This is a genomic window from Methylorubrum sp. Q1 (genome assembly GCF_004683995.1).
GTDB lineage: Bacteria > Pseudomonadota > Alphaproteobacteria > Rhizobiales > Beijerinckiaceae > Methylobacterium.
The window spans coordinates 170,572-196,445 of the sequence record NZ_SRHQ01000009.1 but is presented as its reverse complement, the minus strand read 5'-3'; the positions used below and the strand labels follow the sequence as shown (position 1 = coordinate 196,445).

The window sequence follows — 25,874 nt, the reverse complement described above, 5'->3', positions numbered from 1 at the left end:
TGGCCGATACGCTCTTTCGAGCCCTGATAATCTATGTTGGCGCAGGGGACGGCAAATCGCGAGACAAGTCCGCCGTTGTGGCACGAACCCGTGTGCGCGTCCGTGACCAGCCAAAGGCCCTGATGCCAAAGACTGCCTTCAACGACCTCGCCTCGCCCCTCGACGATGAGGTGCCGACGCTCCCTGCTGCCGTTCAGCAACGCCTTGGAGCGCTTCTTGCCGATGCCTATGCGCAGATGCCGGGTAATCCGGGGGTCGAAAGCAGTCGCTTCGACGCCTTGCTGGCGAGGCTGGAGACCGTCCTCGTCGCCCAGGAAGGGAAGGACGAGGAAGCGTTCCGGGCCTCCATCATCGAGATGACGCCGCGCCTCTACAACTTCGCCATGTCGCTGACGAAGAACCCGTCGGCCGCCGACGACCTCGTGCAGGACACGTTCCTGCGGGCGTGGCGCAGCCGCGCGCGCTTCACCGTCGGCACCAATCTCGGCGCGTGGCTGTTCACGATCATGCGCAACGCCTTCTACTCGCGCCACCGCAAAGAGGTGCGCGAGGTCGCCGACAGCGACGGCGATTACGCCGAGCGCCTCGCCACGGCACCCGAGCAATCGGGCCATGTCGATCTGATGGACGCGCAGACCGCGCTCGCCAAGCTTCCCCTGCCGATGCGGCAGGCGTTGATCCTCGTGGCAATCGAGAACCTTAGCTACGAGGAGGCGGCCACCGTCATGAATTGCCGCATCGGCACGGTGAAGAGCCGAGTCTGGCGTGCCCGGGAGCAGCTTGCGCAGATCCTCGGCTACGGCGCCGCCGATGTCGGCTCCGACAGCATGACGCTGTCCGCTGTCAGCGGCTCGACTTGGATGGCCTGAAGCATCGTCCTTTTCCGAAAGCCGGCAACCACTTTCAGGTTGATACTCTGGCCCCGCAGGGTCGAAGGCGCCGGGTGCGGCCCGGCGCCGCGGTCGTTCACGCGCTCATCTGCATTTGCAGTTGCGGCAGTTGGGACGTCCGGGCGAGACCGAACTCCTTCAGCGATACGACCTCGACCAGCGCGTCCTTGCGGGCGATCACGACGCTGTTGTCCGGCACCGGGGTCCAGGTCGCGTGCTCCTTGTCCAAGGGCTCCGAGACCACCACGACGCCATCCGCCGACTGGCGGTAATACATGCTGTTGGCCGCATCGTTGGCCGCGTAGCGGAAGGCGTAGAGGTCGCGTCCATCGGCGAGCGCCGCAGTGAAGCGGAATGGGTGACCACCCTCGATGCCGCCGACCAGCTCCGTCACCGCGGCGAGCGCCCGCGTCGTGGCGGTGATCGGGTCGCGCTCCACTTCCGAGGCCATCAAACCCTGGCCGAGGATCGCCAGGAACAGCGCCTCGGAATCGGTCGTGCCGTTGCGCGAGGGATAGAGTTCATCGGGAATCAGGGCCTCGATCGGCCGGCGCAGCCGCGCCCAGTCGCCGATATAGCCGTTATGCATGAACAGCCACGGCCCGCAGGCGAAGGGGTGGCAGTTCGGCCGGGTGATCGGCGTGCCGGTCGCCGCCCGCACATGGGCGAAGAACAGGTGCGAGTGCAGATGGCGGCAGATGTAGCGCAGGTTCTCGTCGGACCACGCCGGCTGCACCTCGCGGAAGCGGCCGGGTTCGGGATGGTCGCCGTACCAGCCGAGGCCGAAGCCGTCGCCGTTGGTGCTCGCGGTCGATTCGAGCGCCTTGATGCTTTGCGAGACCAGCGAATGCGCCGGCTCGGTCACGTAATGCTCGAGCGGGATCGTGCGGCCTCGATAGGCGATCCAGCGACACATCGTTTGGGGTCTCCCGCAGCGTTCCAGCGCAGTGCGCATCGGCCAAGATCGTGGAGAATCCACGTCACCTTGAGCGATGCCACCCGCGCCGGGCGAATTTCGGCACGGCGGTTCATGCGTGCAACGCAGGAGCGGCGGATCAGATGCCGTGCGATTGCAGCCACGCTTCGAGCAGCGCGACCTGCCAGAGCTTGGAATTGCCCTTCGGCGTCAGCGTCCCGTCGGGATCGGCGAGCAGGTGATCGACGTAAGCCCTGTTGAAGATACCACGCTCGCGGGCGGCCGGACGGTCAAGAACGTCGCGCACGAACTCCAAGAACGGCCCACGGATGTGCTTGAGGGCCGGGACCGGGAAATAGCCCTTCGGCCGGTCGATCACCTCCGCCGGGACCACGGCGCGGGCAGCTTCCTTGAGGATGTATTTGCCCCCGTCGCGCACCTTCAATTCGGCGGGGATGCGGGCGGCGAGTTCGACTAGTTCGTGATCGAGGAAGGGGACGCGCGCCTCAAGCCCACAGGCCATGGTCATGTTGTCGACCCGCTTGACCGGATCGTCCACGAGCATGATCCGCTGATCGAGGTCGAGAGTCTTGTCGATGGCGCTCGCGCTCTGCGAATCGGCGAAGAAGCGGGCAAGGAAATCGCGGCTGTAATCCTCGTCCACGAAGTCGGGTGTGAGCGCCTCGCGCATTTCCGCGTGGTCGCGGTCGAAATAGGCGCTCGCGTAATCCGTCGTCGGATCGGTCGATCCCATCAGCTTGGGATACCAGTGGTAGCCGCCGAACACCTCGTCGGCGCCCTGACCGCTCTGGATTACCTTCACGTGCTTGGCGACCTCCTGCGAGAGCAGAAGGAAGGCCACCGCGTCGTGGCTCATCTGCGGCTCGGCCATGGCATGGATCGCCGACGGCAGGGCCTCCAGCGTGCGCGAGCCGTCCACGACGAGCTTGGCGTGGTCGGTCTCGAACCGCTCGGCGATGATGTCGGAGTACTTGAACTCGTCGCCCTCGACGCCGTTCACCGCATCGAAGCCAACCGAAAAGGTCTTGAGGCCGCTCTGACCGCTCTTGGCCAGAAGCGCGACGATCACCGAGGAATCGAGACCGCCCGACAACAGCACGCCGGTCGGCACGTCGGCGATCTGACGGCGCGCGACCGCCGTGGTAAGCGAGTCGAGCACCGCCGCACGCCAATCCGCCTCGGTCCTGTGGCGGTCCTCCTCGCGCGGACCGACCACGAGCGACCAGTAGGTCTCTTCGCGGCGCGAGCCATCGGGCTCGAACGTCAGGGTCGTGGCCGGGTGGACCTTCCGCACGCCCTTGAGGATCGTCAGCGGTGCCGGCACGCCCGCGTGCCAGCTCATGTAGTGGTGAAGCGCCACCTTATCGATCGTGGTGTCGACATCGCCTGCTGCGAGCAGGGCCGGAAGCGAGGAGGCAAAACGGAAGCGCTTGCCGGTCTCTGCGTAATACAGCGGCTTGATGCCGAGCCGGTCGCGGGCGAGCGTGACCCGGCCCGAATCGCGTTCGTGAACAGCGAAGACGAACATGCCGAGGAAACGCTTCACGCAATCCCGGCCCCAGGCGTGGAACGCCTTGAGCACCACCTCGGTATCGCTGGTCGAGAAGAAGCGGTAGCCCTTGGCGACGAGCTCCTCGCGCAGGTCCTTGTAGTTGTAGATGCAGCCGTTGAAGACGATCGAGAGCCCGAGTTCGGCATCGACCATCGGCTGCTGACCGGCTTCCGATAGGTCGATGATCTTCAGACGGCAGTGGCCGAACACGACACCGCCCTGGCCATGGATCCCGCCGGCATCAGGACCACGGGGGCGGAGAACCTCCATCATGGCCCGCACGGCGTTCGGATCGGCCGTACCGCCGAAATTGATCTCTCCGCAGATCCCGCACATCGCCGCCAGCCGCCCTCGTCTCGTCTTCGGTCGTTGAATCTAAGCGGCAGAACGGAGGCGCGCCCGGCGCGTTCCATGCCGCCCGCGAAACCGCCACCTTCGTTCGATTCCACACGAATAGGTCGCTGCCGCTGTCGCGGCCAAGCGATTCCCGCGCCAAGTGCGGCGACCTCGAAGATGGCCCACCAACGACGGGATGACGGTTTGACCGCGTGCCGAGGTCTCAGGCCGGCAGCGCCAGCCCCTCGCGGGCGAAGACGGCACGCACCGCAGCCCGTTCGGCCATGCGGCGGGCATGCGCCGTCCAGGCCGGGAAGAGCGCGGGCATATCGAAGCCGATCGTGGGGCCGCGGGCCCAGACCCAGAACACCATGAGGTAGGCATCGACGACGCTGTAGCGCTCGCCGAGCGCCCAGGCGCCGTTGGAAAGCCGCACCTCGGTCATGGTGCAGAGATCGCCGAAGGTGTCGGCCCCCTTCGCCCGGATCTCCGGGAAGGCGGCCTCGTCGGCGCTGCAGCGCTCGGGCCGGCGGACATGGGCATAGGCGATGTGATGCCCGGTCGAGAGCCAGGCCATCCACTCGTCGGCCGACGCCTGCCCACGCAGATCCTCCGGCAGCAAGCCGGCCTCCGGATGGGAGCGGGCGAGGTGGCGCAGGATCGCGGCGTTCTCGGTGAGCACCCAGCCCTCCTCATAGAGGGCCGGTACGCGTCCGCGCTCGTTGACTGCAAGGTATTCCGGCGCTCTCTGGTCGCCCTTGGCGAGGTCGAGGCGAATGGTCTCGTAGGGGGCGCCGATCTCCTCCAGCACGATGTGGGAGGCGAGCGAGCAGGCGCCGGGGGCATAGTAGAGGGTGCGGGCGGTCATGGACTTCTTATCGCTGCGGACGACGCCTCCCAAAGAATAGCGCCGTCCGCGAGAACGCCCAGCTACAGCGGCTCCGCGCCACGCCCCATCGCGGCGATGCCGGTGCGGGAGATCTCCACGAGGCCGATCACGCTGAGCAGGCGGATGAAGCGGTCGATTTCCTCCGTCGAGCCGGTCAGCTCGAACACGAAGGAGTTCAGCGTGGCGTCGAGGGTGCGGGCGCCGAAGGCGGCGGCGAGGCGTAGGGCCTCGCTCCGGTGCTCGCCGGTGCCGGCCACCTTCACGAGGCACAGCTCGCGCTCCAGCGCCTGCCCCTGGAGCGTCAGATCGACGACGCGGTGCACCGGCACGAGGCGGTCGAGCTGCGCCTTGATCTGGTCGATCACGGCGTTGGTGCCGGTCGTGACGATGGTGATGCGGGAGAGGTGGCGCGCCTCTTCCGTCTCGGAGACCGTCAGGCTCTCGATGTTGTAGCCGCGGCCGGAGAACAGGCCGGCGATACGGGCCAGGGCACCGGGCTCGTTGTCCACGACCACCGCGAGGGTATGGCGGTTGACGCTCTCGATCCGCGTGGGCTCGGGGTAATGGGTGTTCATCGCATTCATTTCGTCGCGTCCCTCAACTTGATCTTCCTACGATCTCGCCTGCGCCACCTCAGGTCGGCACTCCGGTGCTGGACCCGCCTGCCGATGGCATGATACCGGCCGCGCCATGGATCGGCGTCAGCGTGTTTTGAATCTCGTCCGGCCGCAGGGCCGAACCGGCGTCGAGCTCGGGCCCCTCACGCGCCCGATCGTCCTCAAGAGCGACGGCAACGTCCTCTATGCCGACCACCTCTCGACCGAGGGGCTGCGCCACCAGTACCGCGACCACCCGACCCTCGGCCCCGCCGGCATCGAGGGGATCGTTCCCGTCGATGTCGTGCTCGGCGAAGGCGGGCTGCCGCGGGCGCTCGGCTCGCGCGGTCCGGTCGATTACATCGTCGCCTCGCACGTCGTCGAGCACGTTCCCGACTGCATCGGCTGGCTGCGGGAATGCGGCGACGCCTTGAACGAAGGCGGCGTGTTCTGCCTGATGGTGCCGGACAAGCGCTTCACCTTCGACCATTTCCGCACGCCGAGCAGCGTCGGCGCGCTCGTCGCAGCCCATCTGCTGCGGCTGCGCACGCCACCGCCCGAGGCCGTCTACGAACATTTCGCGAGGGCCAGCGAGATCGACGTGCTCGCGACGTGGCGCGGCAAGCCGGTACCGGACAGGCCGATCGTCGGCGGTCCGCCGGCGGCTCTCGATGCCACCGCGACCGCCATCGCCAGCGGAGTGCACATCGACGTCCACTGCACGGTGTTCACGCCGTACAGCTTCGCCCGCGCCCTCACAGAACTCCTCGAACTCGACCTGCTCCCGTTCGAATGCGCGGCCCTGGAGCCGACCCGTCCGTGCGAGACCGAGTTCTTCGTGCTTCTGCGCAAGCGCAGCGACCTCACCGCCGCAGAGCGGGCCGCCACGGTGCCCCACCTGGACCCGAGCCGGCACGACGCCCTGCCGCCGCCCGCGGGTTGGCCGAAGCGAACCCGCGCGGCAGCGCGCCGATGGATCAGGCGCCTCCGCGGAAAGAGGTCCTGACCGGTCGAGGCGGGCGACGCTGGGCATGGCGGTCCGGGCGTTCGCGCGATGCGGGGCCGATCAGACCAGCATCTTGCCCTCGGCCGAGATGACGTCGCCGATCTCCACCCCGGTCTCACCGAGATAGTCGGACAGCAGCATCTCGTTATGCGCCTTGCCCGACGGGATCATCGGGAAGCAGTTTTCCTTCTTGTCGACGATGCAGTCGAAGATCACCGGACCGTCGTAGTCCAGCATCTCCTGGATCGCCGCGTCGAGTTCACCGGGCTTCTCGCACCGGATCCCCTTGGCGCCGTAGGCCTCGGCCAGCTTCACGAAGTCGGGCAGGCTCTCCGAGTAGCTCTGCGAGTAGCGCGAGCCGTGCAGCAGCTCCTGCCACTGGCGCACCATCCCCATATACTCGTTGTTCAGGATGAAGATCTTGACCGGCAGCCGGTACTGCACCGCCGTCGACATCTCCTGCATGTTCATCAGGATCGAGGCCTCGCCCGCGATGTCGATGACGAGGCCGTCGGGGTTGGCGAGCTGCGTGCCGATCGCCGCCGGCAGGCCGTAGCCCATGGTGCCGAGGCCGCCCGAGGTCATCCAGCGGTTCGGCTCATCGAACTTGAAGTACTGCGCCGCCCACATCTGGTGCTGGCCGACCTCGGTCGTGACGAAGGTCTTGCGGTCCTTGCACGCCTCGTAGAGCCGCTGCACCGCGTATTGCGGCTTGATGATCGTGCCCGACGGCCAGTAGGCGAGGCAGTCGCGGGACTTCCAGCGGCTGATCTTGTTGAACCAGTCCTCCATCCGATGCTTGTCGGGCTGCTTGGGCAGGGCGCGCCACTGGGCGAGCATCTCCTCCAGCACCGCGGCGCAATCGCCGAGGATGCCGACATCGACCTTCACGACCTTGTTGATCGACGAGGCGTCGACATCGACGTGGATCTTCTTCGAGAACGGCGCGAAGGCGTCGAGGCGGCCGGTGATGCGGTCGTCGAAGCGCGCGCCGATGCAGATCATCACGTCGCAATCGTGCATCGCGAGATTGGCCTCGTAGGTGCCGTGCATGCCCAGCATTCCGAGGAACTTGTCGTCAGAAGCCGGGAAGGCACCGAGGCCCATCAGCGTGGACGTGACCGGGAAGCCGGTTTCGGCGACCAGCTCCCGCAGCAGACGCGAGGCTTCCGGGCCTGAATTGATCACGCCGCCGCCGGTATAGAAGACCGGGCGGCGCGCGCCCGCCATGAGCTCGACCGCTGCGCGGATCTTGTCGGGATCGCCCTTCACCGGCGGGTTGTAGGTCTTGTGGCCGTCCTGCGCCGGGCGGGAGTAGACCCCGCTCGCGAACTGAATATCCTTCGGCAGGTCGATGACGACCGGGCCGGGACGACCGTGGCTGGCGACGTAGAACGCCTCGTGCAGGATGCGCGGCAGGTCCTCGATCGATTTGACGAGGTAGTTGTGCTTCGTGCAGTGCCGGGTGATGCCGACCGTGTCACATTCCTGGAACGCGTCCGAACCGATCAGGTGCGTTGGAACCTGACCCGTCACCGCGACGAGCGGGATCGAGTCCAGCATCGCGTCGGTGAGGCCGGTGACGATATTGGTGGCCCCAGGGCCGGACGTGACGAGGACAACGCCGACCTTGCCCGACGAACGGGCATAGCCCTCGGCCGCGTGGACCGCGCCCTGCTCATGGCGCACCAGCACGTGCTGGATCTTGGTCTCGTCGAAGAGGGCGTCATAGATCGGCAGCACCGCGCCGCCCGGATAGCCGAACAGGGTATCCACGCCCTGATCCTGGAACGCCCGGATGACCATCTGGGCCCCGGTCATGACCTCGCCGCTCATCGATTCCTCCATCAATCCGTTCTTCGTCTTCCGATCCGCATGCCGGCCCGCTGGGTTTCGCGCAATAAAAAAGGGCCCCGAGGGACCCTGCATGCGCCACCGACCGGGCCTGTCAGGCTTGAGATCAAGCCCGCCCCGTCTGTGGCGCTTCCACTACGATAAGAACCGTGCGCATCGTCGATCCGTTTGCCGCTGACCCGCCGAGTTTCGGCGAGTGACCTGCAAGTGACATTCTGCAAGTGAGGGGCGCGGAGTAAGCGATGCGCACCCTCCCGTCAATCCGCAGATCCCGTATTTGCGGCGGCGAAGCTTGTATTCGATACGCGCCCCGCCGTTCCGCCGCTTCAGGCCGCCCGCACCGTGCCCGGGAAGTGCGTCACCTCGGCGCGGAGACGCTCCGATTGCGGCGACGGTTCGGACGTCCGCGGCACGCCGGCGATGCTCGACGTCAAAGCGCCGGTTCGGAAGCGGCCTGAGCGTCGCTGCGCCCCACTCGTCCACCGCCGCCGCATCGGCGGCGCGGGCGCACATCTCGCAGCCGATTGCCGCTGACCGCAAGGGTGGAGACCCGTACGAACAGGCGGCCGAGCAGGGCAGCCCAGGCTGCGGGCGACAGCAGAACCGTCTGGAGTGAGCGGACGGTTTGCGCGATGACGAACGCCTCGACGACATCTCAGGAGCCGATCGATCGAGGACGAGCGTTAGAAGTGCATCCCTATCGAGCGATTCGTCTCGATTACGTTTGATTGCAAATATATATAAAATCTCATGCAGGCGCTTATATCACATAACGGTTGCTCGATACCAAATATACTGACGAAAATATTCTTTCTCAGGTTCCGCAGAAGGTGCGATATCCCCGGCCTCCGCCTTCCGGAGGCTCGGCATATTGTGCGAAATCCGGCTGGTCGTCGTAGGGGCGTGCGAGGACCATCAACAGTGTCTCGAACGATGCGAAATCCTGCCGTTCGACCGCGGCCGCGATCATCTCCTCGACGCGGTGGTTGCGTGGGATGAAAGCGGGGTTGGCGGCCCTCATGATCTGCCGCCGGGCGGCAGCATCGCCGGCTTCCTCCTCGAGCCGCCTGCGCCAGCCTTCGGCCCAGCGATCGAAGGCGGTCGGATCGATGAAAAGACTCCGCACGGCTTCGACAGCGGCCGGATCCGGTTCGCCATCGGGTCCCGGCGCAGCCTCGCCGAGGCGCCGGAAGGTGAGGGTGAAGTCGGCCTCGTTCTCGGCCATGGTTTTCAGGAGATCGCCCGCAAGTGCGGGATCGCCGTCGCGCGTCGTGGCGAGACCGAGCTTGCGGTTCAATCCGCCGTGATAGGCCGCCTCGAACTGGCCGGCGAAGCCGGTCAGCGCCGCCTCGGCCTCGGCAACAGCCTGCGTCTCGTCGTCCGAGAGAAGGGGCAGCAGGGCCTCCGCGAGCCGGGTGAGGTTCCAGAGGGCGATGCGCGGTTGGTTGCCGTAGGCGTAGCGCCCATGGCGATCGATGGAGCTGAAGGCGGTTGCAGGGTCGTAGGTGTCGAGAAAGGCGCAAGGACCGTAATCGATGGTCTCGCCGGCAATCGACATGTTGTCGGTGTTCATCACGCCGTGGATGAAGCCGACGGTGAGCCAACGCGCGACCAGCTCGGCCTGACGGCGGATCACACCGTCCAGCAGGGCGCGGTAGGGATTGTCGGCACGCGCCGCCTCGGGATCGTGGCGCGCGATGGCGTGGTCGGCGAGCGCGCGCAGACCCTCGACGTCCCCGCGGGCGGCGAAGAACTGGAACGACCCGACTCGGATATGGCTCGATGCGACACGCGTCAGCACCGCGCCCGGCAGCACCGTCTCGCGGATCACCCGCTCGCCGGTGGTCACGGCCGCGAGCGCGCGGGTGGTCGGAATGCCGAGGGCGTGCATCGCCTCGCTGACGAGATACTCGCGCAGCACCGGACCGAGGGCGGCGCGTCCGTCGCCCTGGCGGGAAAAGGGGGTCGGACCAGATCCTTTGAGTTGGATGTCGCGGCGGTGCCCGTCGCGACCGACGACCTCGCCCAGCAGGATCGCACGCCCGTCGCCGAGTTGCGGCACGAATTGCCCGAACTGGTGCCCGGCATAGGCCGCCGCTAGCGGCTCAGCACCTTCCGGAACCCGCCGTCCGGCCAGGACGTCGACGCCCTCCGGGCTTTCGAGACGATCGGGATCGAGGCCGAGATCCACGGCCAGCGCCCGGTTCAGCCGGACCAACCGGGGTGCCTCGACCGCCGTCGGCACGACCCGGCCGAAGAAGCGGCCGGGCAAGCGCGCGTAGCTGTTGTCGAAGGGAAAGAGGGCGGTCATCGGCAGTACCGGTGTGAAAGCGGCTCAGTGCGAGACGCGGGCAGAGCAAAGCGAAGGGCCGGGCCGAACGCAAGGTCCCCGCGCCGGAAGGCACGAGGACCGCTACGTCCGGCACGACGGGATCACCGGGTTGCCGATCCGATCAGAGCCGACCGGTGATGGAGCCACGGCGGTCCTTTCGTCGGGGTGTTCAGGCCGCCTTCTGGTTCACCCGGCTCTCGGCCAGAGCCGTGAGCTTCTGGTCAGTCGCCTTTTCCTCGTCGAGCGTCTGCTGGAGCACCGCCGCGCAATCGTCGCGGCCGAGCCGCTTGGCCCACGCGACGAGGGTGCCGTAGCGTGCGATCTCGTAATGCTCGACAGCCTGCGCCGCCGCGAGCAGGGCGGCATCGAGCACCTCCTTGTCGGCGACCTCGCCGGCGGTCTCGTTGGCTTCCTTAATGATCCCGTCGATGGCAGGGCAGTTGACCGCCTTCGGCTTGTGACCGTGCATCTCGAACACCTGTTCGAGGCGTTTGATCTGCCCTTCCGTCTCGCGCAGATGCGTCTCGAATCCCTGGCGCAGCTGCGCGTTCGTCGTCTTTCCGATCATCGTCGGCAGAGCTTTGGTGATCTGGTTCTCGGCGTAATAGACATCCTGCAACGTGTGCACGAAGAGGTCGTCCAGCGATTTGATGTCCTTCGTGAACAGACCCATGGCGTCCTCCTGTAACGGTCTCGGGCCCATGCCTGAGCAAGTCCCGTCGCAAGGGAAGCCCGACGGCGCTGCGGCGGTTCCGATACGCCAGCCATAGGTTCTGGCATCGCCAACGGCTTCGCTTCACGTTTGGGACAACATAGTTCTATTTTCCAATCCCGGCGGCGCCCTGCGGCGATCGGCGGTCACCCCCGTGGCGGCGCCTGAACCCGCTTCTATCCGGCCCCCGGCAAGTCCGGTACGAGATCCCCGCGCACGGCCTGCGGCAAGGCGATCGGACGGGGTGACGGCATGGCGGATGCGCTCACGAGCAAGGTGGCGCGGCGCCTGCTGCCCTTCCTGATGCTGTGCTACTTCTTCGCCTATCTCGACCGGGTGAATGTCGGCTTCGCCGCACTCACGATGAACCGGGATCTCGGCCTGTCGGCAACGGCCTACGGGTTCGGGGCGGGCCTGTTCTTTCTCGGTTACGTCGCCTTCGAGGTGCCGAGCAACCTGATCCTGGAGCGGGTCGGGGCGCGGGTCTGGATCGCGCGGATCATGGTGACGTGGTCGCTGATTTCGGCCTCGACCGCGCTCGTCGTCGGCGAGTGGTCGTTCTACCTCGTGCGCGTCGGACTCGGGCTCGCCGAGGCCGGCTTCTTCCCCGGCATCATCCTCTATCTCACCTACTGGTTTCCCGCCCGACAGCGCGCCGGCATCGTCGGGACCTTCATGATGGCGGTGCCGCTCTCGGCGGCGATCGGTGCGCCGCTGTCGGGCCTCGTCATGAGCCTCACCGAAGGCTGGCTCGGGCTTGCGGGCTGGCAGTGGCTCTACCTGCTGGAAGCCGCACCCAGTCTGCTTCTGGGCATCGCAACCCTGTTCGTGCTGACCGACCGGCCGGAACGCGCCTCCTGGCTGACCGCCGACGAACGGGCGAGCCTCGTGGCGCGGATGGCGGAGGATCGCCGGCTCAGCCCGAACCGGACCGCGCATCTGAGTGCGGCCCTGCTCGATCCGCGAGTGCTCGGGCTCGGGCTGGTCTATTTCGGACTCAGCACCGGACTCTACGCCGTCGGCCTGTGGTTGCCGCAGATCGTAAGCGGCTTCGGCTTCACGACGACGGCGACGGGGTTCGTGACCGCCGTTCCCTACATCGTCTCGGCTGCGGGCATGCTGGCCTGGACACGCCATTCCGACCGCACGGGTGAGCGCACCCGACATGTCGCGATCCCGACCGTGGCCGCCGGCCTCGCTCTCTTCGCCGCGAGCCGAGCCGGCACACCGCTCCTGACCATCGCCGCGCTCAGCGCGGCGGCACTCGGCGTTTTCGCGGCTCTGCCGACCTTCTGGACACTGCCCACCCGCCTCCTCACGGGCAGCGCAGCCGCGGGCGGCATCGCCCTGATCAACGCGCTCGGAAGCCTCGGCGGATTTGCCGGGCCCGCCCTCATGGGCTGGATCCGCGATGCGACCGGACGCTTCGACGACGCGTTGGCTGCGGTTGCCGCCGTGCTGGTTCTGGCAGGGCTCGCGGTTCTCCGCCTCGGCCGGGACATCGCACGGGATACGGGCGCATGCGCGGATGCCGGACCGGCCCGAAGCCCCGAGGGAGACGCTCGACCGGAGCCAAATCGACCGTGACATTGCCGGCGCCGCGACCGACGGATGCCACGCCGCGATCCGCTGGACCGGTGTCGAGCCCGTAGGATGGCGGACAGGCGGCCCTGAACCTGCCACGGACGACCGAACGCAAAGCTGGACGTCACGCCTTGCCGGATCGAGGGCGGCAGGCTCGCAGTAGAATGGCCCATGTCGACGACATTGGTTGGCGGCGCCGAACGCGGCGATCGTGATCGCGCGGCATTCTGAAGATTCCGCTGACACCTTCTCCCCAAGGGAAAGCTGAACTACGCATGCAACACATATGTTAGTTTTGCCCTCAGCGCTCCTCTGCTATCGAGGTCGTAAGTGGAGCGCCGCGCACAATCTGGTCGCACGAAATCATTCTCTCGTTAGAGAAACCGGGATATGCCCACGGCTGTGTCCCCGATCATGCCCCACGAAATCCTTCGTATGGTCGAAGGCTTCGGCCTGACCGGAACGTGGTCGTGGAGATTCGCCACGGATGAGCACGTCTGGTCGCCGGGTCTGTTTCGCATCCTCGGCCTCGAACAGACCGCAGCGCGGGCGGAATACGGCCTGCTCTTCGCCCTCGTCCATCCGGAGGACCGGGACAGTATCACCTCGACGTCGGAGATGCTTCAGACCGGCCACATGATCCAGCAGACCTTCCGGATCATTCGTCCGGATGGAACGCTGCGCACGGTGATGAGCCGCGGCGAGGTGATCATGGCGCCGGACGGGCGCCCGCTTCAGGCCATGGGCGTGCTGATCGATGTGAGCGACCGTGAGATGCTGGCGCGCGCGCAGGCCGCGGAACGTCGGCGCAAAAGAGCTCTCTTCGAGCGGACCGGGGCGTTTACCTCTGTCACCGCCATCTACCCCTACACCGATTTTTCGCCCGAGTGGCTGCAGCTGGTCGGGTTGCCGAGACAGGCCCTGCTCGAGGAGCCGACGCTGCCCGTGCTGAAGGAGGAACGCGCGCGTTGGCGTGAACACGGCCGAGAACTCTACCTCACGCGGCAGGTCGTCCACACGCGTCCTCGTCTCATTCTGGCAAGCGGCGCGATCGCAGCCTACCGCATGGTGATGGTGCCGATGCGGAACGCGAGCGGCGACGACGATGGTTGGGTGAACTACATCGCGCCGCTCCATCTCGACGGGGCCGTGCCCGGGATCATGCGGGAGAGCCTGGAGCAGCTTGTCCGCGGCATCCATCTGCGGGCGGGTCGCGCTCTGCTCGACTGGTCGATGCAGCAACTTGCCGAAGCGGCCGGAGTCTCGTTCTCAACGGTCCGCCGGCTCGAGGACGAGGACGTGAGTGCCTCCCGGCGCGCGTTGCAGGCCGCGATAAGCGCCTTGCGGAGGCACGGGATCGTCTTCTCGTTCATGGATGACGGGACGCTCGCCCTCGGAAAAGTCTGAGCCGTCCTGCTCGCGTCGGGCGGAGCCGGAATACTGCCCCGATTTCAGCTCGACGCCGATCGGGCCCGCGCGATCAGGTCGTCGCCGGCGAACGCGCAACCCGTGAGCGGGGCAGGACCGAGGAGGCGATGATCGGGTTCGGTGTTGGTGTCAGGCGAACCTTGCGCTGGAGTGCGGCATGGACGTCGGCCGGCACCGCAGCCACGGGAGGTTCGGCTTCGCTCTCGTGCATCGTGTCGGTCGGCTTCACGGCGACCGCATTCTTTGCAATCACCGGTGCCGGCTTACGGTCAGGGACGAGCCGGGTCGCTCCGAAGAAAACGAGACCGGCGAGGCCCCAGGTCACCGACGCGATGTTCGGCTCACGAGCGAACATCATGACCAGCAAGCTGCCGAGAGCGGCGGCCACGCCCAGGAATCGTAGCTCGGAAGCAAGTGAACCCATGGCCGCGTTCTAGAAAACCGCGGTTGCGAGGGCATGTACGCGACCCGTCGCATTTGAAGGGTCGGCTTTCGGGCAAACGCAGAGGGCGTGCGAAGGGCCACCCGTCGCACAGCAATCACGATCGCGGAGCAGCCGAACCGATACAATCGGTCCAAAATCACGAAGTAGTCATCGCGCACCGGCGAAGCTTGACAACAGGCAAAGGTATCATTTGAATTGTTTTGCTGCGCCGATGCTGTCGGGCCAGCGGCTGGTGGGTCGGCATCTTCATCCTTGCCGGCCCACCAATCTCACGTCTTGGCTGTGGCGGGGCGCAGAATTACGTTCAGGGGTGTATATTCTGGTACCGTCGTTCGGCACGGTACCGACGGCCGGATCGAGAAATTCGTTGCGTCTGACGGGACGAGCGTACCGTACCGGATGCTCGGGCTGTCAGCCTCATCGGCGGCGATCACGCCCGGTTGCCATGAATGGCTCGCGGCGAACGCCAAGACCGCAAGCCTTTGAACGGTGGGCTTATCGTGTTCGTGATGATCGCGCCTTCGGACCCTGCTCCGCCCTGTCTCGCGCCCGGCAACCAGATCTTTCCGTTCGCGATTGTCTTCCAGCAGCGACGAGTCGAGGGCCGCGCCCGGCCGGTTTCCGGTGCAGACACGTCGCCGGAGGGCAGGAGCAGGCCAAACTCAGAGAGAGACGTGGGACCTTTCCAAGCCCCCCGGAACAGGCGGCGGTCAGGACGCGGTCTTGAACAGGCTCCGTCTCGAAGGGACGCGCCTTCGTGCGGGATAAGACGACGCAAAAACGGGGAGCCACCGGATCCTCCGAAATCCGCCGTCCTGAGCGAGCCGTGAGCGTTTGAGAAAATGGACGAGCGAGCGCGGTACGCACCTTGATCGGTTTGTGACCGGGCCAGGGTGCAGATCTTGTCTGCCGGGGTGAGAAAAGGCGAAACGGATGCATGGAAGGCTGCCCATGACCGCTTCTATTCCCGGAATATCGCGCAAAGCGCTGGCAGACCGCCTCTCGAACGAGATGGCCGAGGCTGAGCGCCAGGGCTTCGGAACATCGACGGTCTGGCTTACCCGTGAAGAGATCGATCTGATCTGCGCAGCCCTCGAAGCGGCCTCCACGGACGATGGTATGCGCCTCGATTTCCTCGATCGGTGCATGGCGGCTATGACCGCACGGGACGGATCAGGCCGCAGGTGGCGGATGTCGATCGACCAGGACCACTTGCTGCTCGGCACGACCATGGACGCGCACGGCCTCCCGTCCTGCCGTGACGCCATTGATGAAAGGACGGCCGAACTGCGACGCGCTCAAGCAGTTGCAACCGGAGAACGGCACCGACAGGAACCGTTTCCTGCACGGCCCGACGGCCCCCATGACTTTTCGCCCCGCCCCTACGCACGTGACGGCAAAGCATAGCGTTGCTTTATCGCGACTGAATTCAGCGCTTATACGTTTCACATGATCGCTCGGCAAATATATTCAATTAACCGTCTGTGATCAACATTCATGAAAGCGAGTGACAAAATTTACGTTTTTACTGCCTCATGATCTGAGAGAAATTTTCGTCCGGACGACCGTGAATGCACGGCGCTCTATACCCGCGATCAGGTTGGAGAGCACCGGAGGTGCTGACCTTCGTGCTCAACTCGACAACGCGCCTGGTAAGGAGCAGGGGCCAACCGCAACGGGGCGCGTCATCCACGCGTTGCGCCGGTTCACCGAGCTGGGCAGGCGAAGCCAAGGTGCTTCGGCGTCATTTGTGCATCTGCTGCGAACCGGCTTTCAGGCGGTTCGAAGGGAGACCTGCGCTCGAATCGGTTCGCCGTGTCGGTCGAAAACGTTTTACCCATCGTCAAAAGGTTGATGCACGTCCGCGATGAGACAGGGTGAGACGAACTACCCGACCGACCGTGTCGGAACGATCTGCCGATCCCTGCGGCGGGCGATCGTGGAGCGGGCCCTGACCCCGGGAGACCGGCTGCCGGAGGACGCGCTCGGCGAGCGGTTCAGCGTCAGCCGGACCATCGCGCGACAGGCGCTTGGCCAGCTCGCGGGCGAGGGCTTGGTCGAACTGCGCCGGAACCGCATAGCGGTCGTGGCGAGCCCGAGCTGGGAGGAGGCGCGCGACACCTTCGACGTGCGCATCAGCCTGGAGCGCCTCGTGGTCCAGCGCCTCGCCGGCCGCCTGAGTGCCGAGCAGCAAGCCGTGCTCGAGGCACATATCGCGGGAGAAGAGCGGGCGAGCGGCGGTCCCGAGGGAGCCTCGATCCGGCTCGCCACCGAGTTTCACCTGCTGCTCGCCGAGATGACCGGGAGTCCGGTTCTCCGCCGCTACGTCGCCGAACTGGGCTACCGCTGTGCCCTGATCCTGTCGCTCTACAGCCGGCCGCACTCGTCGGACTGCGCGGTGAGCGAGCACCAGGAGATCGTGGCGGCGCTCGTCGCAGGCGACGCCGGGCGCGCAACCACACTGATGGATCACCACCTCGACGCGGTGGCCGAGCGGGCGCGCATCCTCAAGGAGCCCAGGCGCGAGCACGACCTCATCCGCTTGCTCGCGCCCTACATCGACGGCTGAGGGGTCAGGCCGATCCGCCCTGCCGTTCGAGCAGCCGCTCGGCGCTGTCGTTCCACACCTCCATCGAGATGATCAGACCGTCCCTCACGGTGAAGCGGTCGACGTAGCGGTTGCCCTCGAACGCGGTACCGTCCGGCCACGCGCCGTAGAGGGTGCCGAGACTGTAGACCGTGGTTTGGCCCTCACCCGGAACCACGTCGAGCCGCTCCATCCGCTTCTTGACCCAGGCGTATCGCCCGGCGTTGAACGCCGTGACCTCGCGCGGATGGTGGAACACCCGGCCGCCGGTGAAGACGATCGCGATGCCGGGCGCCATGTAGCGCGCCGCCGTTTCGGGATCGGGCACCATCGAAGCTTCCAGATAGGCCGTCACCGCCGCCGCATCGCGCGCGCTCTGCGTTGCCTTCGCATCCATACCGCAATCTCCCTGGTGTCGGCCGTGGCGCGCTGAACATGATGCTACCGCGACATGCGTGCATGCAGAAAGTGTATGCACTTTTCCGGGACTTTGTGCACAATCGGCGGACAGCGGGATTCGGACGGGAAAATGCGAGTAGAATCAAGCGCCTTTCATCTGGCACGCCCGTTGCGGTCTTTGGTCGACCGCATACGGAGCCGGATCGCCATGCCCCAACGCCTCAAGCTCGCTCGATCCCTCGCACGGCGTCTCATCCTCGGCGGCCTTTTGGCGGGCGTCACGAGCATCGGTGCCGTCCGGGCCGCCGAGCCGGTGAAGATCGGTCTCGTCACCGCGCTCAGCGGCCAATCGGCAAAATCCGGCGAGGCGATCTCCCGCGGGATCGGGCTGGCGATCGAAGAGATCAACCGCAACGGCGGCGTCCTCGGCCGGCCGCTGGAACTGGTTGCCCGCGACGACGAGGCCAACCCGTCCAAGGGCGTGCTTGCCGCCCGCGAGCTGGTCCAGCGTGCCGGTGTCGTCGCGCTGATCGGCGGGCTCGACACCCCGGTCTCGATGGCGATCGTGCCGATCGCCAACCAGATGAAGGTGCCCTTCGTCGGGCCCTGGGCGGCGGGCACCGGCATCACCCGCAACGGGGCGGCCGACAACTACGTCTTCCGGGTCTCGGCGGTCGACGCGCTCGTGGACGAGGCCCTCGTCGCCTACGCGGTGAAGACCTACGGGGCGAAGAAGCCCGGCGCGATCCTCGTCAACAACGCCTGGGGCGAGTCGAACCAACAGGGGCTGGTCGCGGCGCTGAAGGCCGCGGGCCTGCCCAGCGCCGGCATCGAGAAGTACGAGGCCAACGACATCGACATGGTCCCGCAGCTCTCCCGGCTGCGCGAGGCCGGGGCCGACGCATTGTTCCTCGTCGGCAATGTCGGCCCGTCGGCCCAGGTGGTGAAGTCCCTCGACCGGATGGGCTGGACCGTGCCGGTGATCTCCCATTGGGGACCGGCGGGCGGGCGCTTCGACGAACTCGCGGGCCCCGGCGCGGCGCGGGTGCACTTCGTCCAGACCTTCACCTTCGCCGGCAACGACAGCCCGAAGGCGAAGGCGGTACTCGACGCGCTCAAGGCGAAGTACCCGGCGATCAAGTCCATGGCCGACGTCACCCCCGCCGTCGGCATCGCCAACGCCTACGACGCCACCCACCTGATCGCCCTGGCGATCCAGGCGGCCGGCGCCACCGAGGGGCCGAAGGTGCGCGACGGCTTCTACAAGGTCGCGCCCTATTCCGGACTGATCAAGACCTACGAGGCGCCGTTCGCACCGGGCCAGCACGACGCCTTGAGGCCGGACGACTACATCTTCGCAAGCTTCAAGAACGGCGAGATCGTCGCGGTGACCAAGTGAACGGCGTCCGGAGCCGCCTTCCCGGAAGAGGGCAGGGGATGTCACCATGCTGACCAGCACCCTCGTCAGCGGGCTCGGCCTCGGCAGCATGTACGGGCTGGTGGCGCTCGGCTTCCACATCACCTTCGCGGTCTCCGGCACCGTGAACTTCGCGCAAGGGAGCGCCGTCACCCTCGGGGCGGTGCTGGGCTACACCTTCGCGGTTCAGCTCGGCTGGCCGATGCCGCTGGCGGTCGCCGCGTCTTTGGCCGGCTGCGCAGGGCTCGGCCTCGCCGTCGAGCGCCTGCTGGTGCGCCCCTTCGTGGTGCGCGGCTCCGATGCCTGGCTCCTGGCGACGGTGGCCGGCGGCATCATCCTCGACAACGTCCTCTTGTTCACCTTCGGCAAGGAGCCGCGCAGCCTGCCCTCGGCGCTGGTCGCGGCGCCCGTGCAGGTTCTGGGCGCGGGCGTCTACCCGCTCCAGCTCCTGATCCCCGTAGTCGGCGTCGCGGCAGCGGTCGCGATCCGCGCGGTGTTCCGCGGCACGGAACTCGGCCGGGTGCTGCTGGCGGTGGCGCAGAATTCTGAAGCCGCGCGGCTGATGGGCATCGACGTCGCCCGCACCGTGGCCTGTGCCTTCGCGCTCTCCGCCGTGCTCGCGGGCGCCGCGGGGCTGCTGATCGCGCCGCTCTTCTCCGTCTCGGCCGAGATGGGCGCGCTGTTCGGGATCAAGGCCTTCGCGGTGGCGATCCTGGGCGGGATCGGTTCGGCCACCGGCGTGGTGCTGGCAGGCCTCCTCTACGGCCTCGTGGAGGCCGGCGTCACCGCCACGCTCGGCTCCGGTGCGACCCAGATCGTCGTCTTCTCGGTCATCATCCTCGCGCTGGCGCTCCGCCCGAACGGGCTGCTCGGCCGCGCCGCCGTCAACAAGGTCTGATCATGCGCTCGCTTCTCCGGGCGCCGGCCGCAATGCCGCTCGCCATCCTGGCCCTGACGCTCGCGGGCCTCGCACTCGTCGCCGCGACGAGCGGCTACAGCCATTTCGTCATCGCCCTCACGGCACTCACGGTGGTGGCCGGAACCGGCCTCAACGTCCTGCTCGGGCTCGCGGGGCTGATCTCGTTCGGCCATGCCGGGTTCTACGCGCTCGGCGCCTATGCGAGCGCGATCCTGACGCTCAAGGGCGTGAGCTTCTGGCTGGCGCTTCCCGCCGCGGCCGGGCTCTCCGCCCTCGTCGGCGCAGCGCTCGCCGTGCCGGCGATGCGGGTACGCGGGCCCTACCTCGCCATGGTGACGATCGCCTTCGGATTCCTGGTCGAGCACGCGCTGATCGAGGGCGGGGAACTCACCGGCGGGCAGAACGGCCTCGTGGTCGCCATCGGCCCGAGCCTGTTCGGCCTTCCCCTCGGCGAACGCGACCTCGCCTGGCTCGCGGTGATCGGCGCGGGTCTCAGCCTGTACGGCTTCCACCGGCTCCGCCATGCCCGTCTCGGCCAGGCTTTGCGCGCGGTGCGCGACGCCGATGTCGCCGCCGCCTCACTGGGCTTCGATCCGGTGCGGGTGAAGACCGCCGCCTTCGCGATCTCGGCGGCGCTGACCGGGCTCGCGGGTGCGGTGCTGCCGCCGCTCATGCTGTTCATCGCGCCGAGTTCGTTCCCGTTCACGCAGTCGATCCTGTTCGTCCTCGCGGTGGTGGTCGGCGGGGCCGGCACCGTGCTCGGGCCCCTGTTCGGCGCGGGGGTGACGGTGCTCCTCCCCGAGGCGCTCGCCGGGCTCGCCGAGTACCGGCTGCTGTTCTTCGGCCTGACCACCCTCGTGGTGCTCTGGCTCGTGCCGGCGGGCATCGTCGGCAGCCTCAGTCGTCTCCTACCGCGGGGTGGCGGAACGCGCGCGGAGCCGGGAGCCGAGGCACCGGACTTCCTGCATCGGACCGGGGGCGTGCCGCTCGCCGTCGAGGGGCTCGGCATCGCCTTCGGCGGGATCCGGGCAGCGGACGGCGTCGCCTTCGACGCGCCCCCCGGTGCCATTACCAGCGTCATCGGCCCGAACGGCGCCGGCAAGACCACCGTCCTCAACATGATCTCGGGCTTCTACCGCCCAAGCGCCGGTACGATCCGCCTCGGAGCGCGCGAACTTAGCGGGAAGCCGGCCCACGCCATCGCCCGCGCCGGCATCGCCCGCACCTACCAGACGACCCGGCTGTTCGGCTCGCTCAGCGTCATCGAGAACGTGATCCTCGCCCGCGCCCCTGGGCGTCTGCTGCGCCGGGCGCAAGCGCGGGACCGGCAGGATGCGGCGGCCCTGCTCGCCTTCGTCGGCTATGCCGGCGAACTCGACCGTCCGGCCTCCGAACTGCCCCATGTCGACCGGCGGCTGGTGGAGATCGCCCGCGCGCTGGCCGGATCCCCGAAAGTGCTCCTCCTCGACGAGCCGGCCGCCGGCCTCGCCCGGGCCGAGACCGACCGCCTCGGCGCGCTGCTGCGCCGGATCGCGGCCTGCGGCATCGCGGTGATTCTCGTCGAGCACGACATGCCCCTGGTGATGGGCGTGTCCGACCGCATCCTCGTCATGGATGCCGGCCGCCCGATCGCCCGCGGCACCCCCGCCGAGGTGCGCCGGGACCCCGCCGTGCTGCGGGCCTATCTCGGAGCCGCCGAGACCCCGGCCCGGCCGCGGTCCGCGCCCTGGAGCGGTCCGGCCGACGCCGTCCTCTCCGCCCACGGCCTGCGCACAGGCTACGGCGCCGCGCCCGTCCTCGACGGCATCGCCCTCGCGGTGCGGCCGGGCGAGACCGTGGCTTTGCTGGGCTCGAACGGGGCCGGCAAATCGACGGTGATGCGCTCGCTCGCGGGCCTGCTGCGCCCGGTGGAGGGCTCGGTGGTGCTGGCGGACACGCCCGTGGCGGCGCTGCCGGCGCACAAGATCGCGCGGCTCGGCCTCGCCCTGGTGCCGGAAGGGCGCCAGGTCTTTCCCGAACTCACCGTCGTCGAGAACATCCGCCTCGGCGCCTGGAGCCGCGGCGGCCGGGTCGATCCGGTGGAGGTGGAGGCCCTGCTCGACCGGTTCCCGCGCCTGCGCGAGCGGGCGGGCAGCCGCGCCGGCCTGCTCTCGGGTGGAGAACAGCAGATGCTGGCGATCGCCCGCGGGATGATGGCGCATCCGCGTATCCTCCTGCTCGACGAGCCCTCCCTCGGCCTCGCCCCGGCGATCATCAACAGCCTCTACGCGACCGTGGCCGAGCTGCGCGACCAGGGCACGACGATCCTCATCGTCGATCAGATGGCCGCGCTGGCGCTGACCGTGGCCGACCGCGGCTACGTCCTGGAGCAGGGGCGCGTCGCCGCGGAGGGTACGGCAGCGGAGCTCAGGACGGACGAGGCCCTCGAAGCGGCCTATCTCGGGGCGGCGTGACGGTGCGCGCGTCCCATAACAACAGGATCGAGACCCTTCCCGTGACGACATCGGCGCCATCCCCTGCCGGCCATGGCCGCTACGCCTATTCCGCCCTGCCGGACCGCCCGGTCTACGACTGGCCGGGTGGAAAACGCCTCGCGGTCTACCTCGCGCTCAACCTCGAAACCTTCGACTTCGGCGCCGGCCTCGGCGCCGAGTTGGCGCCGGGCGGGCCGCAGCCGGACGTGCTGAATTATGCCTGGCGCGATTGGGGCAACCGGGTCGGCGCATGGCGCATGCGCGACATGCTCGACAACCTACGGATGCCGGCGAGCATCCTCGTCAACAGCCGGATCTACCGGGACTGCCCGGGCCTGATCGAGGCCTTCCGCGCCCGCGGCGACGAGATCGTCGGGCACGGGCGCAGCAATTCCGAGCGGCAGGGCACCCTCTCCGAGGCCGAGGAGCGGGCGCTGATCGCCGAGGCGACCGCGGTTCTGACGCGGGAGGAGGGCAGGGCGCCCGCGGGCTGGCTCGGACCCTGGATCTCGCAGTCGCGGGTCACGCCGGATCTGCTGGCCGAGGCGGGTTACCGCTACCTGCTCGATTGGTGCCACGACGACCAGCCGACGTGGTTCGCGACGCGGAACGGCGGGCGCATCCTCTCGGTGCCCTATCCGCAGGAACTCAACGACATTCCGGCGATCGTCGCCCGCAAGGACACGGGGCGCGCCTTCGCCGAGGCCATCACCGATGCCGTCGAGGAGATGCTGGAGCAGTCGCGCCGCGCGCCGCTCGTCATGGGCATCGCCTTGCATCCCTACATCGTCGGCCAGCCCCACCGCTTACGCCCCCTGCGGCAGGCGCTCGAACGGATCGCCGGGCATCGCGACACGGTCTGGCTTACCACGGCCGGCGCGATCGCGGCGCACGCCGCCGAGTTGCCGGAATAGCGGCACCGTGCGGCCGGTCTCAGGCATCACCGGGCGACGGTCTCTCGCTCGGCCCAAGCGGAAGCCCCGGAGACGCCGCCATGGATCTTAGCAAAAACCCCCACCATCCCGCGCTGACGGCCTCTCGGCGCGCACTTCTCCTGACCTCTGCGGCTGCTCTGGGAGCGACGACCATGTCGAGCCGTCTCTTCGCCGAAGCGAGCGCCCCCCGCGGCGCCCTCGCCCAGTCCCGTCAGGGCATGGTGACGAGCCCGCACGAACTCGCCAGCGAGGTCGGACGGGAGGTGCTGCGGGCGGGCGGCAACGCCATCGAGGCGGCAATCCCCATCAATGCCACCCTCTGCGTGACCTACCCGCATTTCTGCGGTCTGGGCGGTGACGCGTTCATGATCGTCAGCGACCGCAACGGCGCCAGCTTCACCCTGTCCGGCATCGGCCAGGCGGCGGCGACGCTGCCGGAGGACGGCCAGCCGATCCCGCTGCGCGGACCCGGTTCGGCGATCACCGCCGCGGCCGCCGTTGATACCTGGGAGCAAGCCTTCACCTACAGCCAGCGGGCCTGGGGTGGGCGGCAATCCTGGAAAGGGCTGTTCCAGCGCGCCATCGCCTACGCATCGGACGGCTTTCCCCTGACGCCGTCGCAACGCTTCTGGGCGAACTTCCGGGCCAAGGAGATCGGCAACTGGCCCGATGTCGTGCGCGTGTTCACCGCCGAAGGCCGCATCTTGGAGGCCGGGGAGACTTTTCGGCAGCCCGAGCTCGCCCGCACGCTCACGACGCTTGCGGAGAATGGCGGCCGCGACTTCTACGAGGGCGAGCTGGCCCGCCGGATCGCGCGCGGCCTGCAACAGGCGGGCTCGCCCCTGACGGCGGACGACCTTGCCCGCTGCCGTGCGCGCAACGAGAGCGCGCTGCGCGTGCCCTATAGGGGCGGGGAGCTCATCAGCCTGCGCCCGCCGACACAGGGCCTCACCACCCTGGAGATCATGGGCGTTCTCGACCGCTTCGACGTGGCTTCCATTCCCGAGGGCAGCGCCGATTACTACCACCTCCTCGTCGAGGCCGTGAAACTGGCCTTCATCGACCGCAACCGCTTCATCGCCGATCCCGATTTCGTCGATGTGCCCGTCGAGCGGCTCCTCTCGGCCTCGCACCTCGATGCGCAGGCCCGGAGCATCGATTCGCGCACGGCCGCGCCCTGGCCCCATCTCTTCAAGACCGGTGATACCGTCTTCATCGGAGCCGCCGACCGGGACGGCAACTGTGTTAGCCTGCTGCAGACGGTCTATTTCGATTGGGGAAGCGGCGTCGTCGCGGGCGATACCGGCATCCTTTGGCACAATCGCGGCGCATCCTTCAGCGTGGACGCCAACAGCATCAACGTGCTGCGCCCCGGAAAGCGCCCGTTCCACACGCTCAATCCCGGCATGTACTTCAAGAACGGCCGTCCGACGTTGCTGTACGGAACGCAGGGCGCAGATGGGCAACCACAGACCTTGTCGGCGGTGCTGACGCGCCTGATCGATTACGGGATGGATCCGCTCACCGCCCTCGCACGCCCTCGGTTCCTTCTGGGTAAGACGTTCTCGGACAGCCGCGACAGCCTGAAGCTCGAACTCGATGCGGGTCAGGCCGTGTTCGAAGAGCTGAAGGCACGAGGGCACGAGATCAGCCCCATCCCCGCCCAGAGCCCCCTGGCCGGCCATCCGGGCGCGATCCGAATCGAAGATGACGGCCGCTTCATCGGCGCCCACGATCCGCGCAGTGACGGCTTAGCCCTCGGCCTTTGATCAAAATGCGGACTGCCCCGACGGCGGTCTATCGACGGCAGCAGCCAAATGCGGGATGGCTCTGGAGCAAGTGTGAGCCGCTCTTTCTCGGCTGAGGGTCTGTCGACGCCTGGACGAATTGCGGTGTCTGACGATTCTCGTTTTCGAGCAAAGACAGACAGCCGCGTCCACGCCCTGACCGGCGACGACACGGTCAACGCCAGCGGCACCGACCGCATCACCTTCCGCTGGAACGAGTCGGTCGAAGCATCCCGGCGTCCGGTTGGCTTCGCCCGACGACCGGAGCGTATGAGCCTGCCGGAGCCATGGTCTACCAACGGCGGCGCTAGCGCGCATTCCGACGAAGTGGCCACCGGTTCGTCGAAAGAATGCGCGTCAAAACAATGAGCTAGACACGCCGGCCTGATGCAATCAGATCGGATACGGCTCTAGTGGCTGGGCGATCCGCATGGCATATGACATCCATGACCAACGAAGTGCCGCACCCCTACTCAATCACCATCGAGCCGCTGACGAAGCCCGAGGGCCAGTTCGGATGGGCCCTCAGGAAGTACGGGAAGCTGACCGAGCGGTCTGACCGAGCCTTCCCCAGCGAGGCCAAGGCCTACGAAAGCGCCCTGAAGGCTATCGAGCGCGAACAGACCGGCTTCGGGAGCCGGTAGGCTGCAGGTTTCCTGAAGCCCCTGTCCTCTGAGAGTGCCTCACAGAATCCCCGATCTCTGACCGTTCTCGCTTTGGCGAGGACGGCGCCGAGGGAATTTTGCGAGAGACACTAAGGGCACGCTCTATAGGACCAGCCTCCAAGGTGGAGAA

At 67.4% G+C, this 25,874-nt stretch carries 22 protein-coding genes; 13 read left to right on the top strand and 9 right to left on the bottom strand.

The window, feature by feature from the left end:
- Window positions 1-122: 122 nt before the first annotated feature.
- Window positions 123-869, top strand: a complete 747-nt coding sequence (locus tag E4V01_RS11230) for a sigma-70 family RNA polymerase sigma factor (protein WP_135298387.1) — start codon at window positions 123-125, stop codon at window positions 867-869.
- Window positions 870-966: 97 nt separating this feature from the next.
- Here E4V01_RS11230 and E4V01_RS11225 read toward each other — a convergent pair whose 3' ends face one another.
- The 4 genes from E4V01_RS11225 to ilvN all read right to left on the bottom strand — a co-directional run bounded on the left by E4V01_RS11225 (window position 967) and on the right by ilvN (window position 5,188).
- Complete coding sequence (locus E4V01_RS11225; RefSeq protein ID WP_135298386.1) at window positions 967-1,806, bottom strand: class II glutamine amidotransferase; 840 nt, start codon at window positions 1,804-1,806, stop codon at window positions 967-969.
- A 139-nt stretch (window positions 1,807-1,945) separates the two neighbouring features.
- The gene (locus tag E4V01_RS11220) at window positions 1,946-3,715 is read right to left on the bottom strand and encodes an N-acetylglutaminylglutamine amidotransferase (protein ID WP_135298385.1); all 1,770 of its coding nucleotides are present in this window, start codon (window positions 3,713-3,715) and stop codon (window positions 1,946-1,948) included.
- A 223-nt stretch (window positions 3,716-3,938) separates the two neighbouring features.
- Window positions 3,939-4,583, bottom strand: coding sequence for a glutathione S-transferase family protein (locus tag E4V01_RS11215; RefSeq protein WP_135298384.1), 645 nt, complete (start codon window positions 4,581-4,583; stop codon window positions 3,939-3,941).
- 62 nt (window positions 4,584-4,645) lie between these two features.
- Window positions 4,646-5,188, bottom strand: a complete 543-nt coding sequence (gene ilvN / locus E4V01_RS11210) for an acetolactate synthase small subunit (protein ID WP_060772074.1) — start codon at window positions 5,186-5,188, stop codon at window positions 4,646-4,648.
- A gap of 106 nt (window positions 5,189-5,294) precedes the next feature.
- On the opposite strand from ilvN, the gene E4V01_RS11205 reads away from it, so the two are divergent.
- Complete coding sequence (locus E4V01_RS11205; RefSeq protein WP_135298383.1) at window positions 5,295-6,206, top strand: methyltransferase domain-containing protein; 912 nt, start codon at window positions 5,295-5,297, stop codon at window positions 6,204-6,206.
- A gap of 60 nt (window positions 6,207-6,266) precedes the next feature.
- Here E4V01_RS11205 and E4V01_RS11200 read toward each other — a convergent pair whose 3' ends face one another.
- The 3 genes from E4V01_RS11200 to E4V01_RS11190 all read right to left on the bottom strand — a co-directional run bounded on the left by E4V01_RS11200 (window position 6,267) and on the right by E4V01_RS11190 (window position 11,065).
- On the bottom strand, window positions 6,267-8,042 hold the full coding sequence (locus tag E4V01_RS11200) for an acetolactate synthase 3 large subunit (RefSeq protein WP_060772444.1): 1,776 nt from the start codon (window positions 8,040-8,042) through the stop codon (window positions 6,267-6,269).
- An 832-nt stretch (window positions 8,043-8,874) separates the two neighbouring features.
- Complete coding sequence (locus E4V01_RS11195; protein WP_135298382.1) at window positions 8,875-10,371, bottom strand: YdiU family protein; 1,497 nt, start codon at window positions 10,369-10,371, stop codon at window positions 8,875-8,877.
- A 190-nt stretch (window positions 10,372-10,561) separates the two neighbouring features.
- Entirely contained in the window at window positions 10,562-11,065 is a 504-nt protein-coding gene (locus tag E4V01_RS11190) for a ferritin-like domain-containing protein (protein ID WP_135298381.1), read from the bottom strand.
- A gap of 291 nt (window positions 11,066-11,356) precedes the next feature.
- Here E4V01_RS11190 and E4V01_RS11185 point away from each other — a divergent pair, with 291 nt between their 5' ends.
- Together E4V01_RS11185 and E4V01_RS11180 are read left to right on the top strand one after the other, a co-directional pair.
- Window positions 11,357-12,691: an MFS transporter gene (locus E4V01_RS11185; RefSeq protein WP_135298380.1), complete on the top strand. Its 1,335-nt coding sequence runs from the start codon at window positions 11,357-11,359 to the stop codon at window positions 12,689-12,691.
- Between the two features lie 387 nt (window positions 12,692-13,078).
- Entirely contained in the window at window positions 13,079-14,095 is a 1,017-nt protein-coding gene (locus E4V01_RS11180; RefSeq protein WP_135298379.1) for a PAS domain-containing protein, read from the top strand.
- Window positions 14,096-14,168: 73 nt separating this feature from the next.
- Here the strand turns inward: E4V01_RS11180 and E4V01_RS11175 are convergent, their stop codons facing one another.
- Window positions 14,169-14,540, bottom strand: a complete 372-nt coding sequence (locus E4V01_RS11175) for a hypothetical protein (protein WP_135298378.1) — start codon at window positions 14,538-14,540, stop codon at window positions 14,169-14,171.
- Between the two features lie 972 nt (window positions 14,541-15,512).
- Between E4V01_RS11175 and E4V01_RS11170 the strand changes: the two genes are divergently transcribed.
- Together E4V01_RS11170 and E4V01_RS11165 are read left to right on the top strand one after the other, a co-directional pair.
- Window positions 15,513-15,968: a hypothetical protein gene (locus E4V01_RS11170; RefSeq protein ID WP_135298377.1), complete on the top strand. Its 456-nt coding sequence runs from the start codon at window positions 15,513-15,515 to the stop codon at window positions 15,966-15,968.
- A gap of 460 nt (window positions 15,969-16,428) precedes the next feature.
- Window positions 16,429-17,130, top strand: coding sequence for a GntR family transcriptional regulator (locus E4V01_RS11165; protein ID WP_060772067.1), 702 nt, complete (start codon window positions 16,429-16,431; stop codon window positions 17,128-17,130).
- A gap of 4 nt (window positions 17,131-17,134) precedes the next feature.
- On the opposite strand, the gene E4V01_RS11160 is transcribed toward E4V01_RS11165, so the two are convergent.
- On the bottom strand, window positions 17,135-17,545 hold the full coding sequence (locus E4V01_RS11160) for a nuclear transport factor 2 family protein (protein ID WP_135298376.1): 411 nt from the start codon (window positions 17,543-17,545) through the stop codon (window positions 17,135-17,137).
- A gap of 210 nt (window positions 17,546-17,755) precedes the next feature.
- Between E4V01_RS11160 and E4V01_RS11155 the strand changes: the two genes are divergently transcribed.
- From E4V01_RS11155 to E4V01_RS11125, 7 genes are all read left to right on the top strand, one after another.
- The gene (locus tag E4V01_RS11155; protein ID WP_135298375.1) at window positions 17,756-18,946 is read left to right on the top strand and encodes an ABC transporter substrate-binding protein; all 1,191 of its coding nucleotides are present in this window, start codon (window positions 17,756-17,758) and stop codon (window positions 18,944-18,946) included.
- Between the two features lie 46 nt (window positions 18,947-18,992).
- A complete protein-coding gene (locus tag E4V01_RS11150) occupies window positions 18,993-19,862 on the top strand; it encodes a branched-chain amino acid ABC transporter permease (protein WP_060772064.1) in 870 nt (289 codons plus the stop codon).
- 2 nt (window positions 19,863-19,864) lie between these two features.
- Entirely contained in the window at window positions 19,865-22,336 is a 2,472-nt protein-coding gene (locus E4V01_RS11145) for a branched-chain amino acid ABC transporter ATP-binding protein/permease (RefSeq protein ID WP_135298374.1), read from the top strand.
- A gap of 41 nt (window positions 22,337-22,377) precedes the next feature.
- Window positions 22,378-23,271 carry a polysaccharide deacetylase family protein gene (locus tag E4V01_RS11140; protein WP_193763191.1) on the top strand — a complete coding sequence of 298 codons (894 nt, stop codon included), beginning with the start codon at window positions 22,378-22,380 and terminating at the stop codon, window positions 23,269-23,271.
- 173 nt (window positions 23,272-23,444) lie between these two features.
- Entirely contained in the window at window positions 23,445-25,061 is a 1,617-nt protein-coding gene (gene ggt / locus E4V01_RS11135; protein ID WP_193763190.1) for a gamma-glutamyltransferase, read from the top strand.
- Between the two features lie 123 nt (window positions 25,062-25,184).
- Window positions 25,185-25,448, top strand: a complete 264-nt coding sequence (locus E4V01_RS11130; RefSeq protein ID WP_135298371.1) for a hypothetical protein — start codon at window positions 25,185-25,187, stop codon at window positions 25,446-25,448.
- A 77-nt stretch (window positions 25,449-25,525) separates the two neighbouring features.
- Window positions 25,526-25,723, top strand: a complete 198-nt coding sequence (locus tag E4V01_RS11125) for a hypothetical protein (protein WP_135298370.1) — start codon at window positions 25,526-25,528, stop codon at window positions 25,721-25,723.
- Window positions 25,724-25,874 lie beyond the last annotated feature (151 nt).

What these genes read in the sequence shown, in the direction of transcription:
- E4V01_RS11175 (WP_135298378.1), bottom strand. Translation starts at nt 14,540, where the DNA reads ATGGGTTCACTTGCTTCCGAGCTACGATTCCTGGGCGTGGCCGCCGCT.
- E4V01_RS11205 (WP_135298383.1), top strand. Translation starts at nt 5,295, where the DNA reads ATGGATCGGCGTCAGCGTGTTTTGAATCTCGTCCGGCCGCAGGGCCGA.
- E4V01_RS11220 (WP_135298385.1), bottom strand. Translation starts at nt 3,715, where the DNA reads ATGTGCGGGATCTGCGGAGAGATCAATTTCGGCGGTACGGCCGATCCG.
- E4V01_RS11180 (WP_135298379.1), top strand. Translation starts at nt 13,079, where the DNA reads ATGCCCACGGCTGTGTCCCCGATCATGCCCCACGAAATCCTTCGTATG.
- E4V01_RS11155 (WP_135298375.1), top strand. Translation starts at nt 17,756, where the DNA reads ATGCCCCAACGCCTCAAGCTCGCTCGATCCCTCGCACGGCGTCTCATC.
- E4V01_RS11200 (WP_060772444.1), bottom strand. Translation starts at nt 8,042, where the DNA reads ATGAGCGGCGAGGTCATGACCGGGGCCCAGATGGTCATCCGGGCGTTC.
- ggt (WP_193763190.1), top strand. Translation starts at nt 23,445, where the DNA reads ATGTCGAGCCGTCTCTTCGCCGAAGCGAGCGCCCCCCGCGGCGCCCTC.
- E4V01_RS11185 (WP_135298380.1), top strand. Translation starts at nt 11,357, where the DNA reads ATGGCGGATGCGCTCACGAGCAAGGTGGCGCGGCGCCTGCTGCCCTTC.
- ilvN (WP_060772074.1), bottom strand. Translation starts at nt 5,188, where the DNA reads ATGAATGCGATGAACACCCATTACCCCGAGCCCACGCGGATCGAGAGC.
- E4V01_RS11215 (WP_135298384.1), bottom strand. Translation starts at nt 4,583, where the DNA reads ATGACCGCCCGCACCCTCTACTATGCCCCCGGCGCCTGCTCGCTCGCC.
- E4V01_RS11150 (WP_060772064.1), top strand. Translation starts at nt 18,993, where the DNA reads ATGCTGACCAGCACCCTCGTCAGCGGGCTCGGCCTCGGCAGCATGTAC.
- E4V01_RS11165 (WP_060772067.1), top strand. Translation starts at nt 16,429, where the DNA reads ATGAGACAGGGTGAGACGAACTACCCGACCGACCGTGTCGGAACGATC.
- E4V01_RS11160 (WP_135298376.1), bottom strand. Translation starts at nt 17,545, where the DNA reads ATGGATGCGAAGGCAACGCAGAGCGCGCGCGATGCGGCGGCGGTGACG.
- E4V01_RS11170 (WP_135298377.1), top strand. Translation starts at nt 15,513, where the DNA reads ATGACCGCTTCTATTCCCGGAATATCGCGCAAAGCGCTGGCAGACCGC.
- E4V01_RS11195 (WP_135298382.1), bottom strand. Translation starts at nt 10,371, where the DNA reads ATGACCGCCCTCTTTCCCTTCGACAACAGCTACGCGCGCTTGCCCGGC.
- E4V01_RS11145 (WP_135298374.1), top strand. Translation starts at nt 19,865, where the DNA reads ATGCGCTCGCTTCTCCGGGCGCCGGCCGCAATGCCGCTCGCCATCCTG.
- E4V01_RS11190 (WP_135298381.1), bottom strand. Translation starts at nt 11,065, where the DNA reads ATGGGTCTGTTCACGAAGGACATCAAATCGCTGGACGACCTCTTCGTG.
- E4V01_RS11230 (WP_135298387.1), top strand. Translation starts at nt 123, where the DNA reads ATGCCAAAGACTGCCTTCAACGACCTCGCCTCGCCCCTCGACGATGAG.
- E4V01_RS11225 (WP_135298386.1), bottom strand. Translation starts at nt 1,806, where the DNA reads ATGTGTCGCTGGATCGCCTATCGAGGCCGCACGATCCCGCTCGAGCAT.
- E4V01_RS11125 (WP_135298370.1), top strand. Translation starts at nt 25,526, where the DNA reads ATGACCAACGAAGTGCCGCACCCCTACTCAATCACCATCGAGCCGCTG.